9 protein-coding genes are annotated in these 13,019 nt (G+C 67.7%); 6 read left to right on the top strand and 3 right to left on the bottom strand.

Translation table 11 applies throughout. The features are described 5' to 3' along the window. Nucleotides 1-171 precede the first annotated feature (171 nt). Complete coding sequence (locus G370_RS0119335) at nt 172-2,463, top strand: NADP-dependent malic enzyme (RefSeq protein ID WP_019662061.1); 2,292 nt, start codon at nt 172-174, stop codon at nt 2,461-2,463. A 418-nt stretch (nt 2,464-2,881) separates the two neighbouring features. Here G370_RS0119335 and G370_RS0119330 read toward each other — a convergent pair whose 3' ends face one another. Together G370_RS0119330 and G370_RS0119325 are read right to left on the bottom strand one after the other, a co-directional pair. Next, nucleotides 2,882-3,625 carry a basic secretory protein-like protein gene (locus G370_RS0119330; protein WP_019662060.1) on the bottom strand — a complete coding sequence of 248 codons (744 nt, stop codon included), beginning with the start codon at nt 3,623-3,625 and terminating at the stop codon, nt 2,882-2,884. Then, nucleotides 3,622-6,966 (bottom strand): GH92 family glycosyl hydrolase, encoded by a 3,345-nt coding sequence (locus G370_RS0119325; RefSeq protein ID WP_019662059.1) that lies wholly within the window; start codon nt 6,964-6,966, stop codon nt 3,622-3,624. The genes G370_RS0119330 and G370_RS0119325 overlap by 4 nt, the downstream gene beginning before the upstream one ends. 422 nt (nt 6,967-7,388) lie before the next feature. Between G370_RS0119325 and G370_RS0119320 the strand changes: the two genes are divergently transcribed. From G370_RS0119320 to G370_RS0119305, 4 genes are all read left to right on the top strand, one after another. After that, nucleotides 7,389-7,586, top strand: coding sequence for a zinc-finger domain-containing protein (locus G370_RS0119320; protein ID WP_005410967.1), 198 nt, complete (start codon nt 7,389-7,391; stop codon nt 7,584-7,586). A gap of 15 nt (nt 7,587-7,601) precedes the next feature. Next, nucleotides 7,602-8,717 carry a glycosyltransferase gene (locus tag G370_RS0119315; protein ID WP_019662058.1) on the top strand — a complete coding sequence of 372 codons (1,116 nt, stop codon included), beginning with the start codon at nt 7,602-7,604 and terminating at the stop codon, nt 8,715-8,717. Continuing rightward, nucleotides 8,698-10,029: an O-antigen ligase family protein gene (locus tag G370_RS0119310; RefSeq protein WP_019662057.1), complete on the top strand. Its 1,332-nt coding sequence runs from the start codon at nt 8,698-8,700 to the stop codon at nt 10,027-10,029. Before G370_RS0119315 ends, G370_RS0119310 begins: the two co-directional genes overlap by 20 nt. Nucleotides 10,030-10,231: 202 nt before the next feature. Continuing rightward, nucleotides 10,232-10,681, top strand: coding sequence for an REP-associated tyrosine transposase (locus G370_RS0119305; protein WP_019662056.1), 450 nt, complete (start codon nt 10,232-10,234; stop codon nt 10,679-10,681). Nucleotides 10,682-10,723: 42 nt separating this feature from the next. Here the strand turns inward: G370_RS0119305 and G370_RS0119300 are convergent, their stop codons facing one another. Further along, nucleotides 10,724-11,641: an LpxL/LpxP family Kdo(2)-lipid IV(A) lauroyl/palmitoleoyl acyltransferase gene (locus G370_RS0119300; protein WP_019662055.1), complete on the bottom strand. Its 918-nt coding sequence runs from the start codon at nt 11,639-11,641 to the stop codon at nt 10,724-10,726. Nucleotides 11,642-11,701: 60 nt separating this feature from the next. On the opposite strand from G370_RS0119300, the gene waaA reads away from it, so the two are divergent. Next, nucleotides 11,702-13,000: a lipid IV(A) 3-deoxy-D-manno-octulosonic acid transferase gene (gene waaA, locus G370_RS0119295; RefSeq protein WP_019662054.1), complete on the top strand. Its 1,299-nt coding sequence runs from the start codon at nt 11,702-11,704 to the stop codon at nt 12,998-13,000. Nucleotides 13,001-13,019 lie beyond the last annotated feature (19 nt).

The following is a 13,019-nucleotide window of genomic DNA, read 5'->3' as shown; positions in this document are numbered from 1 at the left end:
AAGGCGTCCCATGACTGTCATGGGCAACGCCGATGCTGGTCTGGGGCCCCCCCGCATACGGCACAGAATTGTGCGGTCGCAGCATGGCTGCGACAGGATAGCGACAGGTCCAGACGCTCCAACGGGGGTATGATCCCCTGTCCCTTCTGCCCATTCATGTAACCCACATCGATGTCCAACGAAGATTTCAAACAGGCCGCCCTCGATTACCACCGGATGTCCCCCCCGGGAAAGATCAAGGTTTCCGCTACCAAGCCCATGCTGACGCAGCGCGACCTGTCGCTGGCGTATTCGCCGGGCGTGGCGTATGCCTGTGAAGCGATCAAGGCCGACCCGCAGCAGGCCAGCGAGCTGACCGCCCGCGGCAACCTGGTGGCGGTGATCTCCAACGGCACCGCGGTGCTGGGCCTGGGCAACATCGGCGCGCTGGCCGGCAAGCCGGTGATGGAAGGCAAGGGCGTGCTGTTCCAGAAGTTCGCCGGCATCGATGTGTTCGACATCGAAGTGGATGAAACCGACCCGGACAAGCTGGTCGACATCATCGCCTCGCTGGAGCCGACCTTCGGCGGCATCAACCTGGAAGACATCAAGGCGCCGGAGTGCTTCGTGGTCGAGCGCAAGCTCCGCGAGCGCATGAAGATTCCGGTCTTCCATGACGACCAGCACGGCACGGCGATCATCGTCGGCGCGGCCGTGCTCAACGCCATGGCGATCACCGGCAAGAAGATCGAGGAAGTGAAGCTGGCGACCACGGGCATGGGCGCAGCCGGCATTTCCTGCGTGAACATGCTGGTGCAGCTGGGCCTGAAGCCGGAGAACATCCTGGCCTTCGACCGCGAGGGCGTGATCCATACCGGCCGTACCGACCTGGACCCGGAAAAGCAGCGCTATGCGCGCGACACCGACAAGCGCACCCTGGCCGAGATCGTCGACGGCGCGGACATCTTCCTGGGCCTGTCGGCACCGGGCATCCTGACCGCCGAGATGGTCAAGACCATGGCGCCGGATCCGGTGATCTTCGCGCTGGCCAACCCGACCCCGGAAATCATGCCGGAGGTGGCGCGCGCTGCGCGTCCGGACGCGATCATCGGCACCGGCCGTTCGGACTATCCGAACCAGGTCAACAACGTGCTGTGCTTCCCGTACCTGTTCCGCGGTGCGCTGGACGTGGGCGCGACCGCGATCAACGAAGAAATGAAGATCGCCTGCGTGCGCGCCATCGCCGCGCTGGCGCGCCGTGCGGCCACCGACATGGGCTCGGCCTACGGCGGTGAGACCCCGAGCTTCGGCCGTGAATACCTGATCCCGCGCCCGTTCGACCGCCGCCTGCTGGTGGAGCTGTCGGCCGCCGTGGCCCAGGCCGCGATGGACTCGGGCGTGGCTTCGCGCCCGATCGACGACATGGGCGCCTACCGCGACAAGCTGGCCCAGTTCGTCTACCGCACCAGCCTGATGATGAAGCCGGTCTACGACCGCGCGCGCAGCGACAAGCAGCGCGTGGTGTACGCCGAGGGCGAAGAGGAAGTGGTGCTGCAGGCGGTGCAGAACGTGGTCGATGACGGCCTGGCGCATCCGATCCTGATCGGCCGCCCGGAAGTGATCGAGTCGCGCATCGAGCGCCTCGGCCTGCGCCTGAAGATCGGCGAGAACGTTGAAGTCACCAACATCAACGACGACCCGCGCTTCAACGAATACTGGCAGTACTACCACGGCCTGACCGGCCGCCGTGGCGTGACCGTGGCCGCGGCGAAGAACCTGATGCGTTCGCGCCCGACCCTGATCGCAGCGGTGATGGTGGCCCGTGGCGAAGCCGATGCGATGCTGACCGGCATCGTCGGCCGCTTCCACAAGAAGCTGGGCTACGTGCGCAGCGTGCTGCCGCTGGAGCCGAAGGTCACCTCGACCTCGGCGATGACCGGCGTGATCAACCAGCAGGGCGTGTTCTTCTTCGTCGATACCCACGTGCAGGAAGACCCAACCGCCGAGCAGCTGTGCGAAGCAACCCTGCAGGCGGCGTACCGCATGAAACTGTTCGGCATCGAGCCGAAGGTGGCGCTGCTGTCGCACTCCAACTTCGGCAGCCACGATTCGAAGGATGCACTGAAGATGCGCCAGGTGCGCGAGCTGCTGCTCAAGCGCAACCCGCGCCTGAACGTGGATGGCGAAATGCAGGGCGACACCGCATGGGATGAAGCGCTGCGCCAGAAGCTGCTGCCGGGCTCGACCCTGCAGGGCCGCGCCAATCTGTTCGTGCTGCCGAACCTGGAAGCGGCCAACATCGCCTACAACCTGGTGCGTGTGTTCACCGACGGCGTGGCGATCGGCCCGATCCTGATGGGCGTGAACAAGCCGGTGCACATCCTGACCACCAGCGCGACCTCGCGCCGGATCCTGAACATGACCGCCATTGCGGCGGTCGATGCGCAGATCCGCAAACAGATCGAAGCGGAAAAGAAGGCGTAAGCCTTCGTTCCGCTGCGATCTGCAGAAACGCGCCCTTCGGGGCGCGTTTCGTTTCCGCCCAGCGGAAACCGGATCGGGTAGCGCCGGGCCATGCCCGGCGGAATGCGAGAAGCGCCGCGCTGCGCGCTCGCCGGGCATGGCCCGGCGCTACCCGATGAATTGCAGTCCGGCGGTCATTTCCCTGCAACGCCGCTGCGGCCCAATACGCCCACGCGGCCCGGCCGTGGGAAGGGACCGGACCGGCCTTCCCACCCTGGGCCCGACCAACTTTCCACGGGCGAGGGTGTCATGCGCAATCGAGTGACGCGGCGGTACTTCCAGCAACTGTTCGCGCTGTACGCCGGCTTCGTGCAGTCGCGCTGAGGCCGCGATGCGGTAGCGCCGGGCAATGCCCGGCGAACGTAAAGTGCGTTGGGGCTCAGCGCCGCTTGCCCCGGCGCGCTGGTGCCGACGGCGGTGCATCCGAACGCGGCTTGGCATACTGCGTCCACAGCGCAGGCAGTGCCTTGCCGGTGTGCTTCTGCCACAGCGCCGGTGCATAGCGGCCGTCGCGCAGGGCCTTGTCCAGTACCAGCACCAGGCCCGGATGTTCGGCGTCGGCCCATTTCAGAAACGCACCGGTGACCCGGTAGCCGCTGTCGAAGTTCTGCCCCTTCTCGACCTTGCCCGGCAGTGCCCAGCCCGCAGCGGCATTGTCCATGCCGTAGCGGTCGCGTGCGTAGTCGGCGATGCCCTCCACCAGCCAACCCGGCACCCGTGCGTCGCCATAGCCCGGATAGCCCTGCACGATGTGCATGGCCTCATGGGTGACCAGGTCGATGTCGTTGGGGTGCTGCGCAAGCCAACCCGGGTTGATGGTGATCGTTGCGGCCTGGTCCTTGTCACCGACGAAGGCGATGCCGGTGTAGGCCGGGTCGATCACGATGCGCACCATCGCCGGCGCGGCCGGGTGGAAGTCCGCACGTTCGCGCAGGTAGGCGAAGAAGAACGTATCGATCACCCGCTTGCGCTGCGGCGCGGCCAGGGCGCCACGGGCGTCCTGGTAGTTCAGCGTCACGCCGTCGCGGGTCAGCTGCGTATCGAACGCCTGGGTCTGGCCGAAACTGGAGAAGGACAGGGCAACAAGGGCCAAGGGCAGAAAACGGAAGCGCATGCCGCTCATTGTACGGTGCCGGCCGCCAGCAGTTCGATCTCCGCCAGCGGCAGTCGTCCCGGTGCCGCCAGGCGCAGGCGGTATTCGCTGTAGCGACCGGGTTTTGCAATGCGGAATGGACGGGTCTGGCGGGCGGATTCGAAGTCTTCGCCGCTGCGCTGGTCGAGCACGGCCCAGCTGCCGCTGCCGTTGCGCGCCTCCAGTGTCCACTCACCGCCCTGGATACGGCTGTCACCGCTGGTCAGCGTGTACATCGTCGGGGTGCCCTCAGCCAGGCCGGTCAGCGCGATGGTTGCACCGCCGCCCAGGCCCACCGTCGTGCCGGCATCGTCATCGACCAGCGCGGGCAGGGCGCGGCCATCGGCCAACGTCGCCTTCGCGCCGCTGCCGAGCAGGTCGTGCAGCAGCTGCGGGCGCTGGCCGCGTGAGGTCAACGAGCGCGGCACATCATCCACGCCACTGCCCCAGCGCGAGGGACGGGGGCCCATCACGAAGTCGAGGGTCGCGCCCTTGGCGATCAGCTCGTGCGGCACCCAGGTCTTCGTCCACGGTTTACCGTTGATCGTCAGCGACTGCACGTAGACGTTCTCACGCGAGTTGTTGGCCGCGTTCACGGTCAGCACGGCACCACCCTGCAGTTCCACGCGCGCATGTTCGAAGGCCGGCGAGCCGATCACGTACTCCGGTGCGCCCATGCGCAGCGGGTACAGGCCCAGCGATGCCAGCACGTACCACGCCGAGGTCTCGCCGTTGTCCTCGTCACCGGGATAGCCCTGGCCGATCTCACTGCCCACATACAGCCGCGACAGGATCTCGCGCACATGCTGCTGGGTCTTCCACGGCTGCCCGGCGTACAGGTACATCCACGGGATGTGGTGCGCCGGCTGGTTGCTGTGCGCGTACATGCCCATGCGCACGTCGCGCGCTTCGGTCATCTCGTGGATGGTGCCGCCATAGGAGCCGGCCAGTGCCGGGTCGGCGGTTTCCGGCGTGGCGAAGAAGGCATCCAGCTTCGCCGCCAGCTTGTCGCGGCCACCGTACAGCGCGGCCAGGCCTTCGCCATCGTGGGCGGCGGTGAAGGCGAAGGTCCAGCCATTGGATTCGGTGTAGTCGTGGCCCCATACGCGCGGGTCGTAATCCTTGGCGTCCACGCGCCAGCGGCCATCGGCCTTGCGGCCCTGGAAGAAGCCGGCGGCCGGGTCGAACATGGTCGCGTAGCTGGCGGCGCGATAGCGGAAGTACTCGGCCTCGGTGCTGTAGCGCTCGCGTGCAGCCGGCGTGGTGGCGCGCTTGGCCAGTGCATCGGCCATGTTGGCGATGCCGAAGTCATTGAGCGCGCCTTCCATCGTCCATGACATGCCTTCGTGCACGTCCGCGCTGGCGTAGCCACGGAAGGTCGAACGGTCCATGCCCTTGCGGCCGACATGACGGTCGGGCGGGACCACGGTCGCGTTCTTCAGCGCGGCGGCGTAGGCCTCGGCCGGATCGAAGCCGCCGATGCCCTTCAGCCAGGCATCGGCGAAGGCCACGTCCGAGCTGGTGCCGACCATCAGGTCGGCGTAGCCCGGCGACGACCAGCGCGCGATCCAGCCACCGGCGCGGTACTGCTCGATGAAGCCTTGCACCAGCTGGCCGGCATCGTCGGGCGTAAACAGCGCATAGGCCGGCCAGGTGGTGCGGAAGGTATCCCAGAAGCCGTTGTTGACGAAGACCTTGCCGTCGCGCACGGCCGCATAGCTGCGGGTCGCGCTGCCATCGGTGTTGTCATCGCTGGCGCTGGCCTGGTTGGCGTAGCGCCAGTCGGGTAGGGCCGCGCTGCCCACGTTTTCATGGCCGGAGTTGGGGTACAGGTACAGCCGGTACAGGCTGGAGTACAGCGTGGTCTTCTGGTCGTCGCTGGCGTTGCCGATGTCGAAACGGGCCAGGCGCGCGTCCCATGCATCCTGCGCACGGCTGGCCACGCTCTCCAGCGTATCGGCAGCGCTGATTTCCAGTGCCAGGTTGTGCCGCGCCTGCTCGACCGAGATCAGCGAGGTGGCGATGCGCATCGTCACCCGCCGGTCGCTGCCGGCGTCGAACTTGATGTAGCCGGTCGGGCGGCCGGTGTCGAGGCGGCCGCTGCTGCGCCACGGCTTGTCGAAGCTGGCCACCACGTACATGCGGCTGGCACCGTTGGACAGGCCGCTGCGCGTATCGGTGTAGCCGGACAGCGTCTGCGTGGCGGCGTCCAGGGTCAGGCCACCGCGCGCATCGACATTGTCGAACAGCAGGTTGGCGTCGCCGCCCTCGGGGAAGTCGAATCGGAACAGTGCGGCATGATCGGTCGGCGCGATGGCGGCAGCGATGCCATTGTCAAAGCGCACGTCGTAACGGTACGGGCGGGCGCTTTCGTGGCGGCGGTCGAACGACAGCGCGCGTTTGCGGCGGTCGGCGTCCGGCGCGCCACGGCTGGCCGAAGGCATCACCTGGAAGGTCTGGCGGTCGCCCATCCACGGGCTGGGCTGGTGGCTCAGTGCCAGCGCCTGCAGCTGCGGTCGGTTCTGCGCATCGTTCTGTTCGTTCCAGCGGTACAGCCAGTTCAGCGCGCCGGCATCGGTCACCGGGGTCCAGAAGTTGAACCCGTGCGGCACCGCCGTGGCCGGGAGGTTGTTGCCGCGCGAGAACGTTCCGTTGGCCTGGGTGCCGCGTGTGGTCAGCACCCAGTCCGAGACGCGCTGCGGCTGCTGGCGCGGCTGCGCATCCAGGCATACGTCGTCGATCCAGCCGGAGACCGGCGCACCTTCGGCACTGGCCACCTCCAGCTCGATCGCCACCACGCGGCGGCCTTTCAGCGCGGGCACGTCGCCCAGTCGCACCGCCTTGCGCGCCCACTGCTGCGGGTACAGCGTCTTCGACTCGCCCTGCGCATGGGCGCCAAGGGCCACGCCATGCTGGTCGCGTGCCGTGCCAGCCGAAACGCGGCTGCCATCGTCCAGCAGCAGGTCCAGCGATACATAGGTCGAGGCGACGGTGTCCTTGCCGACGATTTCCGGCAGCACCAGCCACGACAGCGTGGTATCGGCCTCGATGGGCAGGTCGGCCTTGAACAGTTTGCGCCGCGCGCTGCCGCCTTGGCTGCTGTAGCGCAGCGCATGCAGGCCGCTGTAGCCGGCGTTGCGCTTGGCGGCGTAGGGCGCGGCCGGTCCATTGCCGATCGTGACCTGAAGCGCACCGGTGGCCTGCGCCGGGACAGGTTCGCCCGGTTCGAACGAGGTCTGCAGCCCCTGCGCCAGCGCCGGCATCGCAGTGGTCACGCAGGCCAGGGCCAGAGCGAGCGGAAGCAGGGCGCGGCGTGGATCAGACAGGGTCATGCAAGGGTCTCCCGAGAGGCAGGCGGCAGGCAGAACCCGCATCGGCGGACACCACGGACAGCATCGCTCCGCCCGCCGGGAGGGCAGTGGAAGAGGCGATGCCGGTCCGGTGGGGGCGGGCCATGCGATCGGGTCGGATTGGGGTGGGCCGATTCACGGCCTGGCCCGATCCTGCAACAGCGGCAGCAGCCTGACAAGTGCCATTTAGTTCGATCCAAATGCGGCAAATTTCGCAGTCGGCGGGTTTCCGGCGTGAACCCGCTGGATCGATTGAAGGATTTCCGCCAGTGCGAGGCCTTGGATCTGCCGCGCAACCGCGCGAGGAGACGCCCTGCGGCGGGCAAAGACCTGTTGTTGCGCAATGTCGGGGCGGCCCGGATGCTAGAATCACAGGCCTCGCAACCCGTTCATCGACATCCGCCATGAGCCATACCGCCACTGCGCCCGCCAACGCCGAGAAGCGCTACACCGTGCACCGCAGCGATCTGCCGCTGAGCTGCCCGACCCCGGAAATGGCGCTGTGGAACTCGCATCCGCGCGTATACCTGCCGATCGAGGACGAGCCCAATGGCGAAGCGCAGTGCCCGTACTGCGGTTCCGTGTTCGTGCTGGCCGACTAAACGGCGGCCTTTTCGATGCGCCGATTGACCGTGGTGCAGTTGCTGCCGGCGCTGCACTCCGGCGGTGTCGAGCGCTCGACCCTGGAAATCGCTGCGGCCCTGGTCGCTGCCGGCCATCGTGCGCTGGTGGTCTCCGCCGGTGGCCGCCTGGTGCAGCCCCTGCTCGATAGCGGTGCCGAGCACCTCACCCTCGACATCGGCCGCAAATCGCTGCTGACGCTGCGCCACCTGCCGACCCTGCGCCGCCTGTTCGCTGAAGTCGGCGCGGACATCGTGCACGCCCGTTCGCGGCTGCCGGCATGGCTGGGCCTGTACGCGATCCGTGCCATGCCCGCCGCCCAGCGCCCGCACTGGGTAACCACCGTGCACGGGTTGAATTCGCCCAGTCGCTACAGCGCGGTGATGACCAGCGGTGAACGCGTGATCTGCGTGTCCAACACCGTGCGCGACTACGTGCAGCGGCACTATCCGACGGTACCCGAAGCGAAGCTGCAGGTGATTCCGCGCGGCGTCGACGTCACACAGTTTCCGCGCGTGGCCCGCGCCGACCGCCGGCCACGACTGGCGCTGGCAGCCGACTACCCGTGGCTGGCGCAGGTCGGGGGCCCGCTGCTGCTGCTGCCGGGGCGGGGCACCCGGCTGAAGGGACATGCCCATGCGCTGCAATTGCTCGCCGATGTACGTGCAGCTGGTGTGCCGGCACAGCTGTGGATGCTGGGCACCGATGAACCGGGCCGCGAAGCCTACGTGGCCGACCTGCGCCGGCAGGCCACTGCCTTGGGCGTGACCGACGCCGTGCAGATCAGCACGCCGACCGCGCGCATCGCCCAGGCCTATGCGGCCAGCGATCTGGTGCTGCAGCTGTCGGACAAACCGGAAGCGTTTGGCCGCACCGTGGTCGAGGCGCTGTCGGTCGGCCGTCCGGTGCTGGGCTGGGATCATGGTGGCGTCGGCGAACTGCTTCGGCAGCTGCAGCCCGCTGGCGCGGTGCCGCTGGGCGATGCACGCGCGTTGGGTGAACGTGCGCTGGCCCTGCTGGCGCAGCCGCCGTTCTTGCCGACCCGCATCCCGTTTACGCTGCAGGCCATGCAGCGCGATACCCTCCGCCTCTATGCCGACCTCGCTGGCTGACTCCGCCGTCACCGTGCGCGACGACCGCGCCGGGCGCTGGGCGCCGTGGTGGGTGCTGACGTACGTAGCACTGTGGCCATTGCCGGGCATCGCGGAGACCGTGCTGGGCCTTGGCGCGGTCTACGCCGCCGCGCGCATGGTCATGCGCCGCCTGCAGCGCCGCCCGCATCTGTTGAGCACGGCAGCGTGGGCGCTGACCTCCATCCTGTTCCTCGGCTATTGGCTGCCGCAGGCGTTCTCGGCATTTGATGCAATCGATCCGGCAGCGTCGTGGACGAAGGCGGCTGCCGGCCTGCGCTACCTGCCCTTCATGTGGCTGGTGGCGATCGCGGTGGCCACGCCGGAACGCAGGCGGCTGACCTTCGGCGGCCTGGCGCTGATCACCGGCGCATGGACGCTGGATGCGCTGGTGCAGGCGCTGGCCGGAACCAGCCCGTGGTTCTGGTCGCTTGAGCAGCTGAAGCTTGCGGTGAGTGGTCACGCGTTGTGCCCGGCCACTGAGGCAGCCGTGGTCGATCGCCTCAGTGGGGCACTCGGGCCGTGCAACCTGAAGTTCGGCCAGGTCCTGGCCAGTCTCTCACCGTTCCTGTTGTTGCCGCTGGCGCGTCGCTTTGGCAATCCGGGTTGGGTACTGGCCGCGGCGGCGCTGGGCTGCGTGCTGCTGCTGGCCGGCTCGCGCGCGTCGTGGATCACCTTCGCGTTGGTGCTGGCCTACAGCGGCGTGCGCCAGTTCGGTATGAAGCGGATGCTGCTGCTGGCGCTGCTCGGCGTGCTGGGCGCCGGCGTGCTCACCGCAGGCGTGCCGCAGCTGCGCGAACGCCTTGCGCGTACCGCGATGGCGTGGGATGGAAGCGAACGCGGTGTCGACGAGGCACTGTCGGGGCGCGCGCGTATCTGGGAAGCCGCCGTCTGCATGATCGAAGAACACCCGTTCAACGGCGTCGGCGCACGCGGTTTCCGCGATGCCTATCCCGCCTGCGTGGCCGAAGAGGGGCTGGCGGTATGGGGGGATGCTCCCGCCCTGCACGCGCATCAGATCGTGCTGGAAATCCTGGCAGAAACCGGGGTGATCGGCCTGCTGCTGTGGCTGGCAGCCGTGGCCCAGGCCTGGCGGGCCTGGCGCTATGCACCGACGGCCGCGCGTGACCGGGCCCGCCCTGCGATGCTGGCGCTGGCGGTCACCGTGTTCCCGCTCAACACGCATCTGGCGTTCTATTCCGCGTTCTGGGGCGGCCTGACCGTGCTGCTCGCTGCCTTGTTCGCCGGCAGCCTGCTGGCGCGGGAATCGGACGACGCGCCACCGCTGCTGTGATCGTCCATCCACGCATGGCGTGGCTCTACTGCACGTACCGAACGAACGTCGCCGCGGTGGATCCACGCCATGGCGTGCATGGGACGATCATTGGGCGCATGTCGCCATAGTAGATCCACGCCATGCGTGGATGGGGCTTTCCCGACGCAAATGCACGCCAACCTCCACTACCTGTGCCTTCGTGTGTATCGCACGCTGGGCCATGGCCAGCCCCAGACTCCGCTACGGTCGGTATTCCCGAACCGGCAACGTGTACTCATTGTCCACGGCAACCCTTGGCCGTGAACCGTTATTCGCCGATGCGGCGAACATGGCGATCCTGATCGACACCCTGCGCTTCGTCGAGCGTAGGGGCTTCAGCCACAGTCTCGCCTGGGTGGTGATGCCTGACCATCTGCACTGGTTGATGGAACTGCGCAGTGGAACCCTGGCCGAGTGCATGCCCCTTCTGAAGTCACGCAGCAGCAGGTTGCTGAACCGACGGCTGGAGCGGCAGGGCGCGCTGTGGCAGCACGGCTATCACGACCATGCCGTGCGGACCGACGAATCGCTTCACGAGAAGGCAATGTACATCCTGGCCAATCCAGTCCGTGCGGGCCTGGCGTGCGTGGTGGGGGAATACCCGTACGCCTGGTGCCGCTGGCCGTTGTGAATCACGGAACGGAATCGAAGAGCATCCACGCATGGCGTGGATCTACTTGTAAAAATCGCTCCGCCCGCCCGGCTGGCGCTTGAAACGGCGGTGGATCCACAGGTACTGGTCGGGTGCCTCGCGCACCATCGCTTCGATGGCCTGGTTGACCCGCGTGGTATCGGCTTCCACATCCTCGCTGGGAAAGTTCTCCAGCGGCGCGCCGATCTTCAGGAAGTACTTTCCGCCCTCGCGGCGGTGGAAGTACGGAATCACCGCGCAGCCGGTCATGCGCGCCAGCTGGTGGGTGGCCGTAATAGTGGACGCGGTATGGCCGAAGAACGGGACGAACACGGTGTCCTTGCCACGCATGTCCTGGTCCGGCGCATACCAGAGAAAGCCGCCCTTCTTCAGGTGGCGCACGGTCGCGCGGATGTCCTCGTTGGCGAACATCGCCCTGGCATAGCGCAGGCGGCCGAACTTCACCGCCCACTCGTACACCGGGTTCTTGTGCTTGCGGTACATGCCTGAAAGATCGACGTAGTCGCACAGCAGGCGGCCGCACATCTCCAGGGTCATGAAGTGGCCGGACACCAGCAGTACGCCGCGGCCTTCGGCCTGCATCCGCCGCAGATGTTCCAGGCCTTCGATCTGCACCTGTGGGCGGATGCGGTCGATGCTGCCCCACCACGCGCGGATGCACTCGAACACGCCCACACCCAGTGCGTCGAAGCTGTCGCGCACCAGGCGCTGGCGCCAGGCTTCGTCCTTTTCCGGGAAGCACAACTTCAGGTTGACCTCGGCGGCGCGACGGCGGCTGCCGAGCAGGCGCCAGCTGATCCAGCCGACGCCACGGCCGAGCGCACGCTGCAGCATCCACGGCAGGCGGGCGATGGCGAAGGCGCCGAGCATGGCGGTGAACATCGGCCAGTTGCGGGGATCGCGCAGCGACGGGCGGATGGCGGTGGTGGCATCGGACATGGCGCCATTCTACCAACCCGGCTGCGTGTCTTTCCCGGGGGGCTCCCGTATCCTTGCCGCATGCGTAAAGACCCTGTCGAATGGATCCTGCGCGGCCTGTATTCGGCCGTGCTCTACATCCTGCTGCCGATCACCGTGTACCACCTGGTCTGGCGCGGTTTCCGGGTCCGTGAATACTTCCGGCGCTGGGATGAGCGCTATGCCTCGTATCCGCAGCCGACCGGCCAGCCGCGGGTCTGGCTGCACGCGGTCTCGGTGGGCGAGGTCAATGCCGCCGCGCCGCTGGTCAATGCCCTGCGCCAGCAGCGTCCGGACATCCGCTGGGTCATCACCACCATCACCCCGACCGGTTCGGAGCGCGTGCGCGCGCTGTGGGGCGATGCGCTGGACCACGTCTACCTGCCGTACGACGTACCGGGCAGCGTCAACCGCTTCCTCGGCCACTTCCAGCCCAGCCTGGCGCTGATCCTGGAAACCGAGCTGTGGCCGAACATGCTGTTCGGCTGCCGCGACCGCCGCATTCCGGTCTACATCCTCAACGCCCGCCTGTCAGCGCGTTCGCTGCGCGGTTACCGGGTGCTGGCGGCGCTGATCCGCCGTGCGCTGCGTACGGTTACCTGCGTGGCCGCGCAGTCGCAGGACGACGCCGAGCGCTTCGTGCAGCTGGGGGCTGCGCGGGAACAGGTGCAGGCGCTGGGCAACCTCAAGTTCGATATCGCCACGCCGGATGTGCAGGGCTTCGTCGAGCAGTTCCATGCCTGCGTGCCCGCCGGGCGCCCGGTGTGGATCGCGGCCAGTACCCACGATGGTGAGGAGCAGGCGGTGATCGACCTGCATCGGCGCCTGCGCCAGCAGCACCCCGACCTGTTGTTGCTGTGGGCACCGCGGCACCCCGAGCGCTTCCCGAAGGTGGAGGCGCTGGCGCGCGAGCAGGGCTGGAGCGTGGCGACCCGCCGTGCGAAGCAATGGCCCGAGGCCGGCACGGATGTATTCGTCATCGACACCCTGGGCGAGCTGATGCCGTTCTATGCCTGCGCGCAGGTTGCCTTCGTCGGCGGCAGCCTGCAGCCGATCGGTGGCCACAACCTGCTGGAACCGGCGGCAATGGGTACTGCGGCTGTGACCGGCCCCCACCTGCACAACTTCGCCGAGATATCCCGCCGCATGCGTGAGGCCGGTGCCTTGCTGATCGGCGAGGACGTGCAGGCGGTAGGTGACCTGCTGCAGCACCTGCTGGGCGACGCCCAGGCGCGCGAGGACATGGCCCGTGCCGGTTGCACGCTGGTCAGCAACGGCCGCGGTGCCCTGCAGCGCACGCTGGCGCTGGTCGCGCCACACCTGCCGCCGCCGCGCAGCTGAGCCGGGCAGCAACACCGCC

Source organism: Stenotrophomonas hibiscicola ATCC 19867, from assembly GCF_000382065.1.
In the GTDB taxonomy this organism is placed as follows: domain Bacteria; phylum Pseudomonadota; class Gammaproteobacteria; order Xanthomonadales; family Xanthomonadaceae; genus Stenotrophomonas; species Stenotrophomonas hibiscicola.
This window is presented reverse-complemented; position numbering and strand designations above follow the sequence as displayed.